Origin of the sequence: Escherichia sp. E.sYA108 (assembly GCF_011754335.1) — a bacterium.
Lineage (GTDB): Bacteria > Pseudomonadota > Gammaproteobacteria > Enterobacterales > Enterobacteriaceae > Escherichia > Escherichia coli.
In genome coordinates this window covers 3,692,148-3,712,228 of record NZ_JAAQVZ010000001.1, presented here as the reverse complement: position 1 = coordinate 3,712,228, position 20,081 = coordinate 3,692,148, and the positions used below count along the sequence as shown (strand labels likewise).

Below are 20,081 nucleotides of genomic sequence, written 5' to 3'. Positions count from 1 at the left end.
ATGCTTAATCGCGACGGGCGATATCAGCAAATTTGGCATCGAGTATCTTTGCCAGGTCGCTTGCCGCCAGTTCGATATCCAGACCGCGCTTGCCGCCGGAAACATAAATAGTGGCAAATTCTTGTGCGGGGGCGTCGATAATCGTTGGCAGACGTTTTTTCTGCCCCAGTGGGCTAATCCCTCCAACCAGATATCCCGTCGAACGCTGCGCGACCATCGGATCGGCCATCTCAACTTTCTTGGCACCCAGCGCTTTTGCTACTTTTTTAAGATCCAGTTGACCTGCGACCGGCGTAACGGCCACGGCAAGGTGTTTCATATCACCGTTCACTGCGACCAGCAGCGTTTTGTAGACCTGATCCGGATTCAAACCTAATTTTTTGACGACTTCATCGCCAAAATTGGTTTCAGCCGGATCGTGCTCGTAGGTATGGATTTGAAACGAAATCTTGTTTTTTTCGAGTAATTTAACTGCGGGTGTCATGGTAATTTTCCTGCCTTAAACAAAAAAACGAAGCAAGCATACGCCTGATGGCGGTCCAAAAAAAAGAGTCATCTTGCCTAAGAGTATTGGCAGGATGGTGAGATTGAGCGACAATCGAGTTACACCGTCGCTTAAAGTGACGGCATAATAATAAAAAAATGAAATTCCTCTTTGACGGGCCAATAGCGATATTGGCCATTTTTTTAGCGCAACATCTGCGGCAAATTCCCTTCTCCATACAGGTGTAGTGCACCGACTGCGACCACATAGCGCCCCGGCGGCATGGCGCGTAATTTATCCCGCCAGGCGAGATTTCGCTGATGCATCAGCACATCGTACAGCGACTGACTGAACGTATTGGGCAGCGTTATTTCATTATTTTGCGGCGGCGCATTCAACCACCAGCTCATCATTTGTTGCAGCAACCGTGCATTGGTGTGCCAGTGGGTCAGCGTGTCGTCCAGCAGCGCCAGTCCGTTGTCAGGGAGCTGGAGCAACATGGCAATCTGGTTTTCAGCCCCTTCCAGTTCAATCACGGGTTTATGTTGTTGCTTCGCCGCCTGCAATAGCTGGTAATCGATACCGTATTCTGCCCGCAGCCCCAGTTTTTGTGCCTGCGTCGCCTGAAGAACCATCGCGATTTGCCACAGCGGTTGAGTAGAAAAGAGCGACGGAGAAATGCCCATCTCCTGGCTAATATGCTGCAGATTTTGGAGTTGCTCCTCGCTAATGCGCTCTTCCAGCGTCTCGCAGGCAGGCAAATTAGCAAAAGGCGTATCGCTGGTGGAAACATCCGCCTCGACGATCAGCGCATCGGCGTTTTTGAGCTTTTTGAGCAAACGGGTGGGCAGGGGAGCCATATCGTGGCTACCCATATGAATACTGCCGATCAGATGAAAATGGCGATTGCCGGGAAGAGAGATATCGATAGCAGGCCAGGTGTAATGATTACCGCGCAGCGCGGCCCAAAGCGTTTTTACCCGGTACAACAGATCCATACGACCTCCCTTTGTGAAATATCATGCTAGCGCGCGGGGAGGGATGGCGCAAATGGAGTTGATTGTTGCACTTGTGCACAGTGCTTGTGTGCATTACAATGATTAAATAATGGACAAGGAGATGAGAGAGGAATGGCTCAAAAGAAAAATATAAGGAGTTTTCGTGATGCCTGGTTGGCTGATTTTTTGTCCATTCAACGCCACATCGAAAGATCCCTGCTGAAATCCATACCACGTTATCACGAAAGTTGGACATCATTAATGCTGCCACTTCTCATCGGGATTTACGCTCCCCTCCGGGGAACCGATACGAAGAGTTATCCGGGAAATTACAGGAATACTCCTCCATTAGAGTGAATAAACAGTACCGACTGATTTTTAAATGGGTTAATGGCAAGGCCGAAGAATTGTTTTTAGACCCACACAACTACTAAAACATAGCTGTCGTATTGACGAGAAAGGTAAAACTATGAAACAGGCAACAAGAAAACCGACGACACCCGGAGATATTCTTCTCTATGAATATCTGGAACCGCTCGATTTGAAAATCAATGAGTTAGCAGAGTTGCTGCATGTTCATCGTAATAGCGTCAGTGCACTGATCAATAACAATCGTAAACTCACCACTGAGATGGCATTCCGTCTGGCGAAAGTTTTTGATACCACAGTCGATTTTTGGCTAAACCTCCAGGCGGCAGTTGATCTTTGGGAAGTTGAAAACAACATGCGTACCCAGGAAGAATTGGGACGGATTGAAACAGTGGCTGAATATTTGGCACGCCGTGAAGAGCGTGCAAAAAAGGTCGCGTAGAATAATTTCCCTATAACGGATGCGCCACCCTAAAGCAGCGCATCCGCAATGATGTACTTATTCCTTCGGTTTAAACCGCAGCAATCGGTTGGCGTTACTCACTACGGTGATCGACGAGAGCGCCATTGCCGCTCCGGCAACCACCGGGTTAAGCAGTGTTCCAGTGAACGGCCACAAAATACCGGCGGCGACCGGAATACCAATGCTGTTGTAGATAAACGCACCGAGCAGGTTCTGCTTCATGTTGCGCAGCGTTGCGCGGGAAATTGCGAGCGCATCCGCAACACCCATCAGGCTATGGCGCATCAGGGTAATCGCCGCGGTTTCAATGGCAACATCACTGCCGCCACCCATCGCAATACCGACATCCGCCTGAGCCAGCGCTGGCGCATCGTTAATGCCGTCGCCCACCATTGCCACCTGACGTCCTTCACTTTGCAGACGTTTGATCGCTTCGGCTTTACCGTCTGGCAGCACGCCGGCTATCACCTCATCAATCCCGGCTTCTTTAGCGATCGCATTGGCGGTGGTCGGGTTATCCCCGGTTAGCATCACCAGGCGATATCCCGCTTTATGCAGGCGTTGCAGCGCCGCCACGCTATCACTACGCAACGGATCGCGTACAGCCAGCAGGGCTACTGCTTTCCCGTCAACCGCCAGCAGCACAGGCGTTGCCCCTTGCGATGCCTGAGCTGAAATATCTGCTTCAATTGCTTTGGTATCGACCTGTTGGTCATTTAACAGCGCCTGATTGCCCAGCAATAACGCATGACCTTCAGCTTCACCGCTCACGCCCAGCCCGCGCAATGTGCGGAAACCGTTGACCTGCGGTAGCTGCATATCACCTGCTTTATCGAGGATCGCCCGTGCCAGAGGGTGGCTGGAACCTTGCTCCAGCGCCGCCGCCAGACGCAATGCTTGCGCTTCATCAATATCAGCAAATGTTTTTACTGCGACAACCTGCGGCTTCCCTTCGGTCAGCGTCCCGGTTTTATCGAACACTACGGTGTCGAGCGTACTGGCGCGTTGCAGCGCGTCGGCGTCCCGTACCAGCACGCCAAACTCAGCCGCCCGCCCGACGCCGGAAATAATCGACATCGGCGTCGCCAGCCCCAGCGCACACGGACAGGCAATAATCAGCACCGTGGTGGCAATCACCAGAGTATAGACAATCTGCGGTGCCGGACCAAAGAAATACCAGATTGCCGCACTGATCAGCGCAATCACCACCACTACCGGCACAAATACGGCTGAGATTTTATCCGCCAGCTGACCGATTTCTGGCTTACTGCTCTGGGCCTGGCGCACCATACGAATAATCCGCGACAGCGTAGTATGGCTGCCAACCGCACTGGCGCGAAACAGCACGCTACCGTCCTGCACCACTGTCCCGGCATGGACGCTATCGCCTTCGCCTTTTTGCTGCGGTATAGGTTCGCCCGTCAGCATCGCTTCATCCAGCCATGCTTCGCCCTGGGTAATCTCGCCATCTACTGGCACGCGATCGCCGGTCGTCAGGCGCAGCAACATACCTGGTTGCACTTCCGCCAGCGGCACGCTTTTTTCACCTTCGTCAGTAACCAGGCGCGCCGTCGGCGGAGTTAAATCGAGTAATTTCTCCAGCGCCTTTGAAGAACGCTGACGTGCGCGCGCTTCCAGCATATGACCGAGATTAATCAGACCGATAATCATCGCACTGGCTTCATAGTAAAGATGCCGTGCTTCCATCGGGAACCACTGCGGCCACAGGTTGACGCTCATCGAATAGAGCCACGCAACACCCGTTCCCAGCGCCACCAGCGTATCCATCGTCGCCGCACCGTTCAGCAGGCTTTTCCATGCGCTGCGGTAAAAATGCCCGCCGGCGAAAACCATTACCGCCAGGGTTATCAGGCCGATAACTAACCACAGGCTGCGGTTGTCAGCGGTGACCATCATGTTATCGCCGATCATCCCCCAGACCATCACCGGGATACCCACCACCAGCGCGACAATTGCCTGCCAGCGGAAGCGCTTCATCGTAGCGACGGCGGTTTCTTGCTGGCGCTCGCGGCGTTTAGCGTCATCTTCAATCGCTTCCGCGCCGTAGCCCGCTTTTTCCACCGCCTGCACTAAATCTTGTGGGGAGGCACTGCCCATCACCAGCGCAGTACGCTCCGCCAGGTTTACCCGTGCCTGAGTGACGCCCGGTACGCTTTGCAACGCATTTTGTACGCGGGTGACACAGCTGGCGCAGCTCATGCCGCTCAGCAGCAACTGCTGGCTGTCATCGTCATCGGCGGTCGCTGCCGGAAGCGCCTCAGAAACCGCTGTCAGTGCTTCCGACGGGATTGATGACTCCGCCAGCGGTTTAGCCTTTGGGTGGCTTACAGATGCGTCATAACCCGCTTGTTTGATGGTTTCGATTAGCTGTTCTGCACTGGCAGTCCCGGTAACGTGCGCTTCAGTGATAGACACATCCGCCTGTTCAACATCCGGGCGCTGTTCGAGACTTTCTTTCACGCGTTTAACGCAGTGACCGCAGGACAGGCCGTCCAGGGTCAGGTCGATAGTTTGTGACATAAAACACTCCTTTTAAGACAGTTTTGACTGGCTGTGATAAAGGTTAAACCTTCCAGCAAGGGGAAGGTCAAGAAATTAATAAACCAGGCGGGTAAAAGTCCGTAAAGATTAAAAAATCGGCTCGATTTGCATCAGGATTAGACATTTATCTCTTTGTTTTCCTGTAGTTAAGTTGCGGGTGCTAAGTTAAATCAGGATGCATGAAAATCGGCACCGGGGTGAGGAATTACCTCCCGCATCTATAAAAAGGAGTTAACAAAAGATGTTAGATGCAAACAAATTACAGCAGGCAGTGGATCAGGCTTACACCCAATTTCACTCACTTAACGGCGGACAAAATGCCGATTACATTCCCTTTCTGGCGAATGTCCCTGGTCAACTGGCGGCAGTGGCTATCGTGACCAGCGATGGCAACGTCTATAGTGCGGGTGACAGTGATTACCGCTTTGCGCTGGAATCCATCTCGAAAGTCTGTACGTTAGCCCTTGCGTTAGAAGATGTCGGCCCGCAGGCGGTACAGGACAAAGTTGGCGCTGACCCGACCGGATTGCCCTTTAACTCAGTTATCGCCTTAGAGTTGCATGGCGGCAAACCGCTTTCGCCACTGGTAAATGCTGGCGCTATTGCCACCACCAGCCTGATTAACGCTGAAAATACTGAACAACGCTGGCAGCGAATTTTACATATCCAACAACAACTGGCTGGTGAGCAGGTAGCGCTCTCTGATGAAGTCAACCAGTCGGAACAAACAACCAACTTCCATAACCGGGCCATTGCCTGGCTGCTGTACTCCGCCGGATATCTCTATTGTGATGCAATGGAAGCCTGTGACGTGTACACCCGTCAGTGCTCCACGCTCATCAATACTATTGAACTGGCAACGCTTGGCGCGACGCTGGCGGCGGGTGGTGTGAATCCGCTGACGCATAAACGCGTTCTTCAGGCCGACAATGTGCCGTACATTCTGGCCGAAATGATGATGGAAGGGCTGTATGGTCGCTCCGGTGACTGGGCGTATCGCGTTGGTTTACCGGGCAAAAGCGGTGTAGGTGGCGGTATTCTGGCGGTCGTTCCTGGCGTGATGGGAATTGCCGCGTTTTCACCACCGCTGGACGAAGAAGGCAACAGTGTTCGCGGTCAAAAAATGGTGGCATCGGTCGCTAAGCAACTCGGCTATAACGTGTTTAAGGGCTGATCATGATGAACACGGAAGGTAATAACGGTAACAAACCCCTCGGTCTATGGAACGTCGTTTCCATCGGCATTGGGGCAATGGTGGGGGCGGGGATCTTCGCGCTGCTGGGGCAGGCTGCGTTGCTAATGGAAGCCTCGACCTGGGTCGCCTTTGCTTTTGGCGGTATTGTGGCGATGTTTTCCGGTTATGCCTATGCGCGTCTGGGGGCGAGCTATCCCAGCAATGGCGGTATTATCGACTTCTTTCGTCGCGGATTAGGCAACGGCGTTTTTTCGCTGGCGCTCTCGTTATTGTACCTGTTGACGCTGGCGGTGAGTATCGCCATGGTCGCCCGTGCTTTTGGCGCTTATGCCGTGCAGTTTTTGCATGAAGGCAGCCAGGAGGAGCACCTTATTTTGCTCTACGCATTGGGGATCATTGCGGTGATGACGCTTTTCAACTCCTTAAGCAACCATGCGGTAGGGCGGCTGGAAGTGATCCTCGTCGGCATTAAAATGATGATCCTGTTATTGCTGATTATTGCCGGTGTCTGGTCGCTGCAACCGGCGCATATTTCCGTTTCTGCGCCCCCCAGCTCCGGGGCGTTCTTCTCCTGTATCGGGATAACCTTCCTTGCCTATGCGGGCTTTGGCATGATGGCGAACGCGGCGGATAAAGTGAAAGATCCGGAGGTCATAATGCCACGGGCGTTTCTGGTGGCGATTGGCGTTACCACGTTGCTTTATATCTCGCTGGCGCTGGTTTTGCTTAGCGATGTATCGGCATTAGAGTTAGAAAAATATGCCGATACCGCCGTAGCGCAGGCTGCTTCTCCGCTCCTCGGGCATGTGGGGTATGTGATCGTCGTCATCGGCGCTTTACTGGCGACGGCTTCAGCCATCAACGCAAACCTGTTCGCCGTGTTTAACATCATGGACAACATGGGCAGCGAACGCGAACTGCCGAAGCTAATGAATAAACCTCTGTGGCGGCAGAGTACCTGGGGCAACATCATCGTCGTGGTGTTGATTATGCTGATGACGGCGGCGCTGAATTTAGGCTCACTCGCCAGCGTTGCCAGCGCCACCTTTTTGATCTGCTATCTGGCGGTGTTTGTGGTGGCGATCCGCCTGCGTCATGATATTCACGCCTCGTTGCCGATTCTTATCGTTGGTACGTTGGTTATGTTGTTGGTGATCGTTGGCTTTATCTACAGTCTCTGGTCCCAGGGCAGCCGTGCGCTGATATGGATTATTGGCGCACTCTTACTCAGCCTTATTGTGGCAATGGTCATGAAGCGCAATAAAACCGTATAACATCTCTCTGTGCGCAGTACTTCCTGTATTATTGTGGTGGCGGTCGATATTCGCACTGGCAAAAAAACGTGCTTGAATATTTGTTGAAACCCTTTAACAAAGCACAGGAGGCGTTGCGCGAACGATGAACATTAGCGATGTAGCAAAAATTACCGGCCTGACCAGCAAAGCCATTCGCTTCTATGAAGAGAAGGGGCTGGTGACGCCGCCGATGCGCAGCGAAAACGGTTATCGCACCTACACGCAGCAGCATCTCAACGAACTGACCTTACTGCGCCAGGCACGCCAGGTGGGCTTTAACCTGGAAGAGAGCGGCGAACTGGTAAATCTGTTTAACGATCCGCAGCGTCACAGCGCCGACGTCAAACGTCGTACGCTGGAGAAAGTAGCGGAGATCGAACAGCATATCGAAGAACTGCAATCCATGCGTAACCAGCTGCTGGCGCTGGCGAATGCCTGCCCCGGTGATGACAGCGCCGACTGCCCGATTATCGAAAATCTCTCCGGCTGCTGTCATCATCGGGCGGGGTGATTAAGGCTTGCGAAAATAGTCGTCCATTATTTTCGTCAGCTCCGGACGTTCCCCGTCATCATTGATGGCAAAATCCAGAAAAAAAGCATCTGCTTGCGGCGTTCGGTTTTGCGCCATCAACCGGAAGGTGAGGGGGCGATAAATGGCGTATGCCGGATGGCTGATAACGAATCGGGCAAAGTCAATAAAAAGCGGCGAGTGTGTGGAAAACAGCGCCTGCAAAATAATATCAGCCTTTTCATCCTCCCCCAAACCTTGTTGGATCATGCTCTTAATACGAGTTTCGCTCAAATTCCCGGCCTCAACAATTTGCCAGGCTTGATCCAGCGAGGGGTACCGACTGACGCTCTGCTTTAACTCTTCTGACCAGGTTTCGGATGGGCTGATGTGCTTATCAGGGCCGAAACTCTCCCATGCGCTGGGCGGTAATGTTTTGCACGCGGTGAGTTTTGGTATGTGGTATTGCAGCTCTGTTTTGTGCAGACATTCCCCGCCAGGAAATACCAGGGTTTGTTGCTCATCATTAAAATGGGTTGCCGTGCTGAGCACCAGTGTTTTGAGCGGTCGCCCTTCCAGCGCGGCGGCAGTAGCCTTATGGTGTCCGTCGAGCAGAACGCAGAGATAGGAATCAGGGAGATACCAGGCCAGAGCGCGGGCGTCCGGTTTATCGCGATAAAACGTCGCACGCTCAGGATTAAAATGTGATGGCGGCTGGCCGGGTAGAAGAAAGCAGGGCGCGGTGTCACTGAAAGAGCAATATTCAGGATCCCAGACGGCAACGGTTGCCGGATTACTGGAACTATGGTCCGTTGCCGCCCAAAAGAAATGCCCGTTGCCATCCGTCGGGTAAAGTTCACGATCTTCCAGCAAATAATAACCATCAGCCATGCATGAGAACAGCGGTGTCAGCGCGGCAAAAGCGTCCGTTATGCCAGACCACGGGCGATTCCAGTTTTCGAGAGCAGACAAAAACCGGGCGGCTCCCTGTTCATCCTCCGCAAAACCGCTGTAGACAAATTCCGCACAGGTAGGGCATCCAGCCTCGGACCAGAAACGTATTAACGGGACATCCTGCCAGCAGAGCGAATGGATAAGACCGTGCGAGTGCGGATCGTAAATCACACATTGACGCAGAAATCCTTTCCCGGACTTCACCGAAAAAATGACGCCCGCAGCAGTATTTTTCAGCAGACGTACTTCAGGTTTTCGAAAGGGGGAAAACATGGCTACTCCTTAGCCGAACATTCAATTAACACTATGTAGGGGGCTATATGCCGGATGCGGCGTAAACGCCTTATCCGGCATGGGGTTTGGTACAGATTTCCAGGTGTGATAAGACGCATCAGGCGATGACCGCACGGATGATCAGCGTTATCCCTTCTATCGCAATGACTTCAACATGCGTACCAGCGCCGAGATCCTCGCTGGCGCTGACAGGCCATGAACTGTCACCGACGCGCATATGACCGCGCCCGTTGACCAGTGGAGATTCCAGCACAAAACGTCGGCCAATCAGCTGCTGCCCGCGCTGGTTTAAATGACTGTCGCTGTGCTTTTGTTCGCGCACCCGCCGCGACAGCCATTTCCACCACAACCAGGCGGCGAGCAGTGTCAGAATGGCAAACATCACCCCTTGCCACTCCCAACCCAGCGGCACCAGCCAGACCACCAGGCCGGTAATCACCGCTGCCACGCCGCTCCACAACAGATAACCATTGCCGCCCAACATCTCGGCTGCCAGCAGCAACCCGCCGAGACTGAGCCAGAAAATATGTGGATGAACGACCATTAACTCCATCATGGCTGAGTCCGTTTGTTGGCGCTGTCTTTCACCAGCTCGGCAATCCCGGCAATCGACCCCATCAGGCTGCTGGCCTCTAATGGCATCATCACTACTTTGCTGTTACTGGAGGAACCGATCTGCTGTAACGCTTCGGTGTATTTCTGTGCTACGAAGTAGTTCACCGCCTGAATATCGCCGGAGGCAATGGCTTCAGACACCATTTTGGTGGCGCGGGCTTCCGCTTCGGCAGAACGTTCACGCGCTTCGGCCTGTAAGAATGCCGACTGACGTTCACCTTCCGCTTTCAGGATTTGCGACTGTTTTTCACCTTCGGCTTTGAGGATTTCCGCTTGACGGATCCCTTCCGCTTCAAGGATGTAAGCGCGTTTGGTACGTTCCGCTTTCATCTGCGCGTTCATTGAAGAGATAAGCTCTGCCGGTGGGCGCACGTCGCGAATTTCAATACGGGTGACTTTAATCCCCCACGGGTTGGTGGCCTCATCGACAATACGCAGCAGGCGTGAGTTGATGCTGTCGCGCTGAGAGAGCATTTCATCAAGTTCCATTGAACCCAACACGGTACGGATGTTAGTCATGGTCAGGTTGATGATCGCCAGCTCCAGATTGCTGACTTCATAAGCGGCGCGCGGGGCATCAATCACCTGAATAAAGCACACGGCGTCGATGGTAACGTTGGCGTTATCTTTCGAGATAACTTCCTGGGAAGGGATGTCGAGCACTTGCTCCATCATATTGATCTTGCGACCAATGCGATCCATAAACGGCACCACCAGACTGAGCCCCGGCTGTAACGTTTTGGTATAGCGACCAAAACGTTCTACCGTCCATTGATAGCCCTGCGGCACGATTTTGACGCCCGCGCCGACAATGACCAGCGCGACAAAAATGAGAATAGGGATAAAGATAAGCATCGGAAAAACCTCCTGTTGTACCGTCCATAATCAGCAAAATTGCTGCTTGATTAAACAAATTATACCTGATTACTGAAAGAGAGTTCCCCCCTATTCCTGCGAAGGATAAACTGTTTTTAGTAAAAATCAGAAAAAGGGAACAGTGATGCAGGAAAATAGTCCTTTGCTTCAGCTACAAAACGTAGGATATCTGGCGGGTGATGCGAAGATTCTTAATAACATCAATTTTTCGCTGCGTGCTGGCGAATTTAAGTTAATTACCGGTCCTTCTGGTTGTGGCAAAAGTACGCTGCTAAAAATAGTTGCTTCATTGATCAGCCCAACCAGCGGAACGTTACTGTTTGAAGGTGAGGATGTCAGCACACTAAAGCCAGAAATCTACCGCCAGCAAGTCTCTTACTGCGCCCAGACGCCGACGCTGTTTGGCGATACGGTATACGATAATCTGATCTTTCCCTGGCAGATCCGTAACCAGCAGCCTGACCCAGCCATTTTTCTCGATTTTCTCGAACGCTTCGCTTTGCCGGACACCATTTTGACGAAAAATATCGCCGAGCTATCTGGGGGTGAAAAACAACGCATCTCATTGATTCGTAACCTGCAATTTATGCCGAAGGTTTTATTGCTGGATGAAATCACCAGTGCGCTGGATGAAAGTAATAAACATAACGTTAATGAGATGATCCATCGTTATGTGCACGAGCAAAATATTGCCGTGCTGTGGGTGACACACGATAAAGACGAAATTAATCATGCGGATAAAGTGATTACACTGCAACCGCATGCCGGAGAAATGCAGGAAGCACGCTATGAACTCGCATAATATTACTAACGAATCATTGGCACTGGCATTAATGCTGGTGGTGGTGGCAATCTTAATTAGCCATAAAGAAAAACTGGCGCTGGAGAAAGATATTCTCTGGAGCGTCGGGCGCGCGATAATTCAGCTGATTATTGTCGGCTATGTGCTGAAGTATATTTTCAGCGTGGATGATGCCAGCCTGACATTATTGATGGTGTTATTTATCTGCTTTAATGCGGCGTGGAACGCGCAAAAACGCAGTAAATATATTGCTAAAGCTTTTATCTCATCGTTTATTGCCATTACGGTCGGGGCGGGAATTACTCTGGCGGTGCTGATTTTATCGGGATCGATTGAGTTTATCCCGATGCAGGTGATCCCTATCGCCGGGATGATAGCCGGTAACGCCATGGTAGCGGTGGGGTTGTGTTACAACAATTTAGGGCAACGGGTCATTAGCGAACAGCAACAGATTCAGGAGAAACTGAGTCTTGGCGCGACGCCGAAACAGGCTTCAGCGATATTGATTCGCGACAGTATTCGCGCGGCTTTAATTCCGACGGTCGATTCAGCAAAAACGGTAGGCTTAGTGAGTTTACCAGGAATGATGTCCGGGCTGATATTTGCCGGGATTGATCCGGTGAAGGCGATTAAATATCAGATTATGGTGACCTTTATGCTGCTCTCAACCGCCAGCTTGTCGACCATTATTGCCTGCTATTTAACCTATCGTAAGTTTTACAATTCGCGCCACCAATTGGTGGTGACGCAATTGAAGAAGAAATGATGCGATGCCGGATGCGCAGCATCGCATCCGGCGTTGTGGTTCATGTGCCGATCAACAAAACATCAATACAACAACGCATACAGCTGGCGGCGATACTTCGACGCCAGTGCATCACCCGTACCCAGCGCAGCGAGGATCTCCTGGAATGTTTTACGTGTCTGACCATCTGCGGCGGTGAGATCTTTACGCAGATGCCCAAACAGTAACTCCAGCGCCTCTTCATTGCGCCCAACCTGGTGCAGTTGCAGTGCCAGTTGCGTCGCCAGTGCGGCATCTTCAGGATTCTCCGCCACCTGCTGTTGCAACTGTTGAATTTCCGGCGTATCAGCCGCCTGCTTCAGCAGTTCGATTTGCGCCACCAGCCCCTGATAGCGGGTGTCCTGATCCTGCAACGGAATGGTTTTCAGCACGGCTTCTGCATCTTCAGAACGGTTCAGCGCAATCAGCGTTTCTGCCAACAGCAGGCCGATCTCCCCGTTCTGATTCGACAACTGCCAGGCGTCTTTCAGCAATGGCAGGGCGTCGGTGTGATTGCCTTCCTGCATCAGTTGCATCGCCTGCTGCGCTTTCAGCTCTTCTTCACGCGGCAGCACTTTATCCAGCAGGGCGCGGATCGCCTCTTCCGGTTGCGGCCCCTGGAAACCGTCTACTGGTTGCCCGTTCTGGAACAGATATACGGTCGGAATCGCGCGCAGACCAAACTGGGCGGCAATCATCTGCTCCGCGTCGCAGTCCAGCTTCGCCAGAATAAATTGCCCGTTGTACTGCGCCGCGAGGCTTTCCAGAATTGGGGTTAACTGCAAACAGTGCTGGCTACGTTCAGACCAAAAATAGAACAGCACCGGAGTGGTCATCGACTGTTCAAGAACCTGTTGCAGGTTAGATTCGTTAATGTTGACAATATTTTCTACGGACATGGAGTCGCTCTCTGTTGTCGATATTTTCTTTGACATGGGGGCTTAAGCGCGCGCTTCAACTCACCCCTGCAATATTTTGTCCATCACGCGCCCCGGCAGCAGGCGCTTAAGCACCATTACTGCCCAGGTCACCAGCGTTACCGGATAGCGCATCTTCGGCTTCTCGCTAATAAAAGCATGGCGCACTTTGTCGACCACCGCTTCCGGTCCCAACGTAAAGCGGGCGGCGATGCCAGGATTTTCGACTGGTTTATCACTTTGCGTCTGATTGACGTTGTCGGTGAAGCGAGTACGAATGGGACCAGGTTCGATCAGGCTGACTTTAATTCCGCTGTGGCGCAGCTCCATGCGCAGTGCGTCTGACCACGCCTCCAGCGCATATTTACTGGCCGCGTAAGCGCCACGACCCGGTGTGGAGATTAATCCCATCACCGATGAGGTCATCACAATACGCCCTTCACCGTGCGGCAACATCGCGGGTAACAGGCGCATGGTGAGCTGGTGTGCGCCGAAAAAGTTGGCGGAAAACTGCTGTTCCATCTGCGCACGGCTGATGGTGGAAAGGGGGCCATACATGCCGAATCCGGCATTGTTAAAGATCCCATACAGACAATTATCGGTCAGGGCGATCACTTCGTCGGCTGCGCGATCAACACTTTCTGGCGAATCCAGATCGATCAACACGCCGGTAAATCCCATGCTGTTCATGCGCTCAACATCATCCGGTTTCCGGCAACCTGCCAGCACATGAAAACCCTGGCGTTTTAATTCGAGCGCGCTTTCCAGGCCAATACCACTGGAACATCCGGTAATTAAGACCGATTTTTGCATAACTTTACCTGTCAGGATCTCCGTTGCTTTATGAGTCATGATTTACTAAAGGCTGCAACTGCTTCGCCATCCAGTCGGCAATAAACGGCTGGGCGTCGCGGTTGGGATGAATACCGTCATCCTGCATCCATTGTGGCTTGAGGTAGACCTCTTCCATAAAAAAGGGCAGCAGCGGAACATCAAACTCTTTGGCGAGTTTGGGGTAAATGGCGCTAAAGGCTTCATTATAACGGCGACCATAGTTTGCAGGCAGACGTATTTGCATTAACAATGGTTCAGCGTTGGCGGCTTTGACATCCTGCAAAATCTGGCGCAGCGTTTGCTCGGTTTGCTGTGGTTGAAAACCACGCAAACCGTCATTGCCGCCCAGTTCAACCAGCACCCAGCGCGGCTGATGCTGTTTCAGCAGAGCCGGAAGGCGCGCCAGCCCTTGTTGCGAGGTGTCGCCGCTGATGCTGGCATTGACTACCGACGTTTTACTCTGCCACTTATCATTCAACAAGGCAGGCCAGGCCGCGCTGGCAGACATTCGATACCCGGCGCTCAGGCTATCACCCAGAATCAATAACGTGTCCGCTGCAGCGGCACGGAAGGTTAACAGGACCAGGAACAGGAAGGGCAAATGCCAGCGGAAAACATTGTTGAAGTTCATCATCTTAAGAAGTCCGTCGGTCAGGGGGAGCATGAACTCTCCATCCTCACCGGAGTTGAGCTGGTTGTCAAACGTGGCGAGACCATCGCACTGGTGGGTGAGTCGGGATCGGGTAAGTCAACCTTGCTGGCGATCCTCGCCGGGCTGGATGACGGCAGCAGTGGCGAAGTGAGTCTGGTGGGACAACCGCTACATAATATGGACGAAGAAGCGCGGGCAAAGTTGCGCGCGAAGCACGTAGGCTTTGTTTTTCAGTCATTTATGTTAATTCCTACCCTTAACGCGCTGGAAAACGTCGAGCTTCCGGCGCTGCTGCGCGGTGAGAGTAGCGCAGAAAGTCGTAACGGGGCGAAAGCGTTGCTCGAACAGTTAGGGTTGGGTAAACGTCTTGATCATCTTCCGGCACAGCTTTCTGGCGGCGAACAGCAACGAGTGGCGCTGGCGCGAGCCTTTAATGGTCGATCTGATGTGCTGTTTGCCGACGAACCCACCGGCAACCTTGACCGCCAGACGGGCGATAAAATTGCCGATCTGCTTTTTTCCCTCAACCGTGAGCATGGCACCACGTTGATTATGGTGACCCATGACCTGCAACTGGCGGCACGCTGTGACCGCTGCTTACGGCTGGTGAACGGGCAGTTGCAGGAGGAAGCATGATTGCACGTTGGTTCTGGCGCGAATGGCGCTCGCCGTCGCTATTAATTGTCTGGCTGGCGTTAAGCCTGGCGGTGGCCTGTGTGCTGGCGCTGGGCAATATTAGCGATCGCATGGAGAAAGGTTTAAGCCAGCAAAGCCGTGAGTTTATGGCGGGCGATAGGGCGTTGCGCAGTTCGCGCGAAGTGCCGCAAGCGTGGCTGGAGGAAGCGCAAAAGCGCGGCCTGAAAGTCGGCAAGCAGCTGACTTTCGCCACAATGACCTTTGCAGGCGACACACCGCAGCTGGCGAACGTCAAAGCGGTGGATGATATCTACCCGATGTATGGCGATCTGCAAACTAATCCCCCTGGCCTGAAACCGCAGGCGGGCAGCGTATTGCTGGCCCCACGCCTGATGGCACTGCTTAACCTGAAAACGGGCGATACCATTGACGTGGGCGATGCCACCTTGCGGATTGCCGGAGAAGTGATTCAGGAACCGGATTCCGGTTTTAATCCTTTCCAGATAGCCCCACGCCTGATGATGAATCTGGCGGATGTTGATAAAACCGGAGCCGTGCAGCCGGGGAGTCGGGTCACCTGGCGCTATAAATTCGGCGGCAGCGAGAACCAGCTCGACGGCTATGAGAAATGGTTGTTACCCCAGCTTAAACCCGAACAACGCTGGTACGGTCTGGAACAGGACGAAGGCGCGCTGGGGCGATCGATAGAACGTTCGCAACAGTTCCTGCTGCTTTCGGCGCTTCTGACCTTGCTGCTGGCGGTGGCGGCGGTCGCGGTGGCGATGAATCATTACTGTCGCAGTCGCTACGACTTGGTGGCGATCCTCAAAACGCTGGGGGCAGGGCGAGCGCAACTGCGTAAGTTAATCGTCGGTCAGTGGTTGATGGTGCTGGCGCTTTCAGCCGTTACCGGTGGGGCGATAGGCCTGTTGTTCGAAAACGTGTTGATGGTGCTGCTCAAGCCCGTGCTACCTGCCGCTTTACCTCCTGCCAGCCTCTGGCCGTGGCTGTGGGCGCTCGGCACCATGACGGTCATCTCGCTGCTGGTGGGGCTGCGACCATACCGCCTGTTGTTGGCAACGCAGCCTTTACGCGTGTTACGTAATGATGTGGTTGCAAACGTCTGGCCGCTGAAGTTTTATCTGCCGATTGTCAGTGTGGTGGTTGTGCTGCTGCTCGCCGGACTGATGGGCGGCAGTATGCTGCTCTGGGCGGTGCTGGCGGGCGCGGTAGTACTGGCTTTGCTGTGCGGTGTGCTGGGCTGGATGCTGCTGAATGTACTTCGCCGCATGACGCTGAAATCGCTACCTCTGCGCCTGGCGGTTAGCCGCCTGTTGCGTCAGCCGTGGGCGACGTTAAGCCAGCTTTCGGCATTTTCGCTCTCCTTTATGCTGCTGGCACTGTTGCTGGTGTTGCGTGGCGATCTGCTCGACCGCTGGCAACAGCAGCTACCGCCAGAAAGCCCGAACTACTTTTTAATCAACATCGCTACGGAACAGGTTACGCCGCTGAAAGCGTTTCTCGCGGAACATCAGATAGTCCCGGAATCGTTTTATCCGGTGGTGCGGGCGCGGTTGACGGCGATTAACGACAAGCCGACAGAAGGCAATGGAGATGAGGCGCTCAACCGCGAGCTGAATCTCACCTGGCAAAATACGCGGCCTGATCATAACCCGATCGTCGCCGGTAACTGGCCGCCAAAAGCCGATGAAGTGTCGATGGAAGAGGGGCTGGCGAAACGCTTAAACGTTGCCCTCGGCGATACCGTGACTTTTATGGGCGATACCCAGGAGTTCCGCGCTAAAGTGACCAGCCTGCGCAAAGTGGACTGGGAAAGTCTGCGGCCTAATTTCTATTTTATTTTCCCGGAAGGGGCATTAGACGGGCAACCGCAGAGCTGGCTTACCAGTTTCCGCTGGGAGAATGGCAACGGCATGTTGACGCAACTCAACCGCCAGTTCCCGACCATTAGCCTGTTAGACATTGGCGCGATTTTAAAACAGGTCGGTCAGGTGCTGGAGCAGGTAAGTCGGGCGCTGGAAGTGATGGTGGTGCTGGTCACCGCCTGCGGCATGTTGCTGTTGCTGGCGCAGGTGCAGGTGGGAATGCGTCAGCGTCATCAGGAGCTGGTGGTGTGGCGCACACTTGGTGCGGGGAAAAAACTGCTGCGCACGACATTGTGGTGTGAGTTCGCCATGCTCGGGTTTGTATCCGGCCTGGTGGCCGCAATCGGTGCGGAAACGGCACTGGCGGTACTGCAATCGAAAGTGTTTGATTTCCCGTGGGAGCCAGACTGGCGATTGTGGATTGTGCTGCCGTGCAGCGGTGCGCTACTGCTGTCGCTTTGCGGCGGCTGGCTGGGTGCGCGACTGCTTAAGGGTAAGGCGCTGTTCAGGCAGTTTGCGGGGTGATGACAGGTGTTAGATTGCCTGATGCGCTACGCTTATCAGGCCTACGAAGATCGTGCAATATATTGAGTTTTCGAAATTTTGTAGGCTGGATAAGGCGTTCACGCCGCATCCGGCATGAACAGCGTGCACAGAATCCCCCATCACTGCGCCTTAACCCATTCCGCCACTTCCGCCCACTCACCGCGAAAGACAACTTTTTCCGCTTTTTTCTCAAGCTGATAGCGATACATCGGGTCGTAATATTCTTCAAGTAACGGCACCAGCCAGGCCAGATGACCGTCGGTGCTGCCGGTGGTGAGTTGCGTTGTCAGCGCCGCATCCAGCCTTGCAGCCAGTTCGTTATAGCGTTGTAGTCCCAGCCGACGTTTAATCGCCGAAAGCCCGTGATGCAGGTATTCGCAATACTCCTGCCAGCCCTGTTCGTCGCCATAAGCGTGGGTAAAATCATGATGCATACGCAAGAAATACTCTTCGTTCAGGCGTTCAAGACGGATCTCAAACGGATCTTCTACCACCGCAATCGTCGCCTGAGTCATTCGTTCGCGCAGACATTCCGGCAGGTGATTCGAACCGATCATCCGGCTTTCATCTTCCAGCACCCACAGGCGCAAATCCTGATGGGCGTCGGTTTTTAGCATTTCGGCAGCCAGCATGTTTTCAAAACTCGCCTGGCTAAGTTGTGGTTGTAACGTGCGACCAAAAGCAGAACCGCGATGGCGCGCCAGCCCTTCCAGATCAACACCGTTCGGCTGTTGTTGTACTAACAGCGTTTTGCCGCTGCCGGTACAACCGCCAATCAGCACTATCGGTTTTTGTGCCAGTTCAATGGTTGCCTGAATCGCGGTCTGGCGCAGTGCCTTATAACCGCCTTCCACCAGCGGATAATCAATCCCCGCGTCATGCAGCCAGCGTTGCACAATATGCGAGCGTTGACCGCCACGGGCGCAGCAGAGAATACCGTGCGGATTTTGCAGGCACGCTGCCCGCCAGGCGTCCATGCGCTGCTGACGAATTTCACCCGCCACCAGTTTATGCCCCAGTGCCAGCGCCGCGTCTGACCCTTGCTGTTTATAGCAGATGCCAACGGCGGCGCGTTCATCGTTATTCATTAACGGCAGGTTGATAGCGGCGGGCATTGCGCCTTGCTCAAACTCGATGGGGGCGCGAACATCAATAATGGGCGTATCAGCAATCAGCAGGGCACGATAGTCCTGTTCCGTGTGTCTCTCTTGCATAGTAAAAAGTGAACCTCAAATCAGCTTGCGCGCTATTTTACGCGCCAACGCGCAAGGAAACTTGATTTTTAACTGCGTGGGTTGCCGAAAATTTCTAAAAATCCGCTGATTTCCGGCCTGCGCTGGGTAAACAAGGTCACAATATCTTCTACCGCTTTGCCGCTGCCAAATTTGCGCCATGCCAGACTCAATGGCGAAGGAGGGCGCATCGTTGGGATTACCCGGCTGACCAGTTGTTGATTATCGAGCATTGACTGGCAAAGTGATTTTGGCAAAAAACCAATGCCCACGCCCGCCAGATGGGCGGCGATTTTCGTTTCCATATCGGGAACAATAATCTCTTTTTGCCCCGGCAATCGCCAGGCGACGCGTTTGGTTAAGGTGCGGGCGCTGTCTTCAATATTGACCGCCGGAAAGCGCCGCAACTGTGCTTCTGTTAGCGGCTCTTCAACGTTCGCCAGCGGATGATCCGCCGCCATGACAAAGCGCCATTGCACCGATCCTAAGGGATCAAGACTAAAGGTATTTGCCAGCGCCTCGGTTCCCGTGACGCCGATAGCCAGTGAAAAACCTTCGTACAATAGCGAGTCCCAGACGCCCATATAGATTTGTCGGGAGATGTGAAATTGGGTAAACGGGTAACGTTCATTTAGCCACGCCAGCAGCCTGGCAACGGCCTGAGGGTTATAGAGCAGGTTGTTGATGACGATATTCACCTGGCGTTCCACGCCATCATTCACCTGTTGTAACTCGCTGGGCATACTTTCCAGCCAGCTCAGCCAGTCTCTGGCCTGACAAAGTAGATGCTCGCCAGCCGCCGTCAACGTCACGCTGCGAGTCGTGCGGAAAAACAGCGCCACTCCGGTATTCTCTTCCAGAAGTTTAATGCGATAACTGATCGTCGCCGTGGTTTTACATAATCGTTCTGCCGCTTTTGAAAAACTTCCTGTTTCAGCAACCGCAATGAAAGTCCGCAAGGTTTCTGGATCGAACATCTTCAGGTATCCCCTTTTAAATCCGCAAGTTGCGTGATTTTCTTATCCTCTGATTTATCAGTATTTTTACATGATAACCCTGTTCAATTTGTGGACTAAATCTAGTTTTGGAAAAATATTCCAACTTTTGTGTTGATGTTGTTCTCTTAAGGTTTTAGATTGCCTGTTATTGAAACCAAGCTGACCGGTCGGCGGTGGTTGA

19 protein-coding genes and 2 pseudogenes are annotated in these 20,081 nt (G+C 53.2%); 10 read left to right on the top strand and 11 right to left on the bottom strand.

The window, feature by feature from the left end:
- Window positions 1-4 precede the first annotated feature (4 nt).
- Both ybaK and HBM92_RS17875 read right to left on the bottom strand, forming a co-directional pair.
- Window positions 5-484, bottom strand: a complete 480-nt coding sequence (gene ybaK, locus HBM92_RS17880; protein WP_000186633.1) for a Cys-tRNA(Pro)/Cys-tRNA(Cys) deacylase YbaK — start codon at window positions 482-484, stop codon at window positions 5-7.
- Window positions 485-687: 203 nt separating this feature from the next.
- Complete coding sequence (locus HBM92_RS17875; protein WP_000365160.1) at window positions 688-1,482, bottom strand: TraB/GumN family protein; 795 nt, start codon at window positions 1,480-1,482, stop codon at window positions 688-690.
- Window positions 1,483-1,614: 132 nt separating this feature from the next.
- Here HBM92_RS17875 and HBM92_RS17870 point away from each other — a divergent pair.
- Both HBM92_RS17870 and HBM92_RS17865 read left to right on the top strand, forming a co-directional pair.
- Window positions 1,615-1,916, top strand: a pseudogene (locus HBM92_RS17870) (type II toxin-antitoxin system RelE/ParE family toxin).
- Window positions 1,917-1,951: 35 nt separating this feature from the next.
- On the top strand, window positions 1,952-2,293 hold the full coding sequence (locus HBM92_RS17865) for a HigA family addiction module antitoxin (protein WP_000806442.1): 342 nt from the start codon (window positions 1,952-1,954) through the stop codon (window positions 2,291-2,293).
- A 57-nt stretch (window positions 2,294-2,350) separates the two neighbouring features.
- On the opposite strand, the gene copA is transcribed toward HBM92_RS17865, so the two are convergent.
- Window positions 2,351-4,855, bottom strand: coding sequence for a copper-exporting P-type ATPase CopA (gene copA, locus HBM92_RS17860; protein WP_000083983.1), 2,505 nt, complete (start codon window positions 4,853-4,855; stop codon window positions 2,351-2,353).
- A gap of 262 nt (window positions 4,856-5,117) precedes the next feature.
- Here copA and glsA point away from each other — a divergent pair, with 262 nt between their 5' ends.
- From glsA to cueR, 4 genes and pseudogenes are all read left to right on the top strand, one after another.
- Complete coding sequence (glsA, locus tag HBM92_RS17855; RefSeq protein WP_000883041.1) at window positions 5,118-6,050, top strand: glutaminase A; 933 nt, start codon at window positions 5,118-5,120, stop codon at window positions 6,048-6,050.
- Window positions 6,051-6,052: 2 nt separating this feature from the next.
- Window positions 6,053-7,345 carry an APC family permease gene (locus HBM92_RS17850; protein ID WP_000982162.1) on the top strand — a complete coding sequence of 431 codons (1,293 nt, stop codon included), beginning with the start codon at window positions 6,053-6,055 and terminating at the stop codon, window positions 7,343-7,345.
- Between the two features lie 30 nt (window positions 7,346-7,375).
- Window positions 7,376-7,473 (top strand): annotated as a pseudogene (locus HBM92_RS25460) (hypothetical protein); the annotation flags it as partial.
- Window positions 7,470-7,877, top strand: a complete 408-nt coding sequence (cueR, locus tag HBM92_RS17845) for a Cu(I)-responsive transcriptional regulator (RefSeq protein WP_001026743.1) — start codon at window positions 7,470-7,472, stop codon at window positions 7,875-7,877. The pseudogene HBM92_RS25460 and the gene cueR, both read left to right, overlap by 4 nt.
- Here the strand turns inward: cueR and HBM92_RS17840 are convergent, their stop codons facing one another.
- The 3 genes from HBM92_RS17840 to HBM92_RS17830 form a co-directional block, all read right to left on the bottom strand.
- Window positions 7,878-9,101, bottom strand: coding sequence for a hypothetical protein (locus tag HBM92_RS17840; RefSeq protein ID WP_000492611.1), 1,224 nt, complete (start codon window positions 9,099-9,101; stop codon window positions 7,878-7,880).
- 118 nt (window positions 9,102-9,219) lie between these two features.
- Complete coding sequence (locus HBM92_RS17835; protein WP_000970324.1) at window positions 9,220-9,678, bottom strand: NfeD family protein; 459 nt, start codon at window positions 9,676-9,678, stop codon at window positions 9,220-9,222.
- A complete protein-coding gene (locus HBM92_RS17830) occupies window positions 9,675-10,592 on the bottom strand; it encodes an SPFH domain-containing protein (protein ID WP_000904502.1) in 918 nt (305 codons plus the stop codon). Before HBM92_RS17830 ends, HBM92_RS17835 begins: the two co-directional genes overlap by 4 nt.
- A gap of 145 nt (window positions 10,593-10,737) precedes the next feature.
- Between HBM92_RS17830 and fetA the strand changes: the two genes are divergently transcribed.
- Complete coding sequence (fetA, locus tag HBM92_RS17825) at window positions 10,738-11,415, top strand: iron efflux ABC transporter ATP-binding subunit FetA (RefSeq protein WP_001298568.1); 678 nt, start codon at window positions 10,738-10,740, stop codon at window positions 11,413-11,415.
- Window positions 11,402-12,181: an iron efflux ABC transporter permease subunit FetB gene (gene fetB, locus HBM92_RS17820; protein ID WP_001295323.1), complete on the top strand. Its 780-nt coding sequence runs from the start codon at window positions 11,402-11,404 to the stop codon at window positions 12,179-12,181. Before fetA ends, fetB begins: the two co-directional genes overlap by 14 nt.
- A 62-nt stretch (window positions 12,182-12,243) precedes the next feature.
- On the opposite strand, the gene cnoX is transcribed toward fetB, so the two are convergent.
- The 3 genes from cnoX to tesA are packed head-to-tail and all read right to left on the bottom strand — an operon-like array spanning window position 12,244 to window position 14,581.
- Window positions 12,244-13,098, bottom strand: a complete 855-nt coding sequence (gene cnoX / locus HBM92_RS17815) for a chaperedoxin (RefSeq protein ID WP_001443070.1) — start codon at window positions 13,096-13,098, stop codon at window positions 12,244-12,246.
- Between the two features lie 60 nt (window positions 13,099-13,158).
- Window positions 13,159-13,968 (bottom strand): NADP(+)-dependent aldehyde reductase, encoded by an 810-nt coding sequence (ybbO, locus tag HBM92_RS17810; protein WP_000148959.1) that lies wholly within the window; start codon window positions 13,966-13,968, stop codon window positions 13,159-13,161.
- Entirely contained in the window at window positions 13,958-14,581 is a 624-nt protein-coding gene (gene tesA, locus HBM92_RS17805) for a multifunctional acyl-CoA thioesterase I/protease I/lysophospholipase L1 (RefSeq protein ID WP_001295836.1), read from the bottom strand. Before tesA ends, ybbO begins: the two co-directional genes overlap by 11 nt.
- Between tesA and ybbA the strand changes: the two genes are divergently transcribed.
- Together ybbA and ybbP are read left to right on the top strand one after the other, a co-directional pair.
- The gene (gene ybbA, locus HBM92_RS17800; protein WP_001110578.1) at window positions 14,552-15,238 is read left to right on the top strand and encodes a putative ABC transporter ATP-binding protein YbbA; all 687 of its coding nucleotides are present in this window, start codon (window positions 14,552-14,554) and stop codon (window positions 15,236-15,238) included. The two genes, tesA and ybbA, sit on opposite strands and share 30 nt — an antisense overlap.
- Complete coding sequence (gene ybbP, locus HBM92_RS17795) at window positions 15,235-17,649, top strand: putative ABC transporter permease subunit YbbP (protein ID WP_000561822.1); 2,415 nt, start codon at window positions 15,235-15,237, stop codon at window positions 17,647-17,649. The genes ybbA and ybbP overlap by 4 nt, the downstream gene beginning before the upstream one ends.
- 140 nt (window positions 17,650-17,789) lie before the next feature.
- On the opposite strand, the gene mnmH is transcribed toward ybbP, so the two are convergent.
- Both mnmH and allS read right to left on the bottom strand, forming a co-directional pair.
- The gene (gene mnmH / locus HBM92_RS17790) at window positions 17,790-18,884 is read right to left on the bottom strand and encodes a tRNA 2-selenouridine(34) synthase MnmH (protein WP_001157949.1); all 1,095 of its coding nucleotides are present in this window, start codon (window positions 18,882-18,884) and stop codon (window positions 17,790-17,792) included.
- 68 nt (window positions 18,885-18,952) lie between these two features.
- Window positions 18,953-19,879 (bottom strand): HTH-type transcriptional activator AllS, encoded by a 927-nt coding sequence (gene allS / locus HBM92_RS17785; RefSeq protein ID WP_000460119.1) that lies wholly within the window; start codon window positions 19,877-19,879, stop codon window positions 18,953-18,955.
- Between the last annotated feature and the right edge of the window lie 202 nt (window positions 19,880-20,081).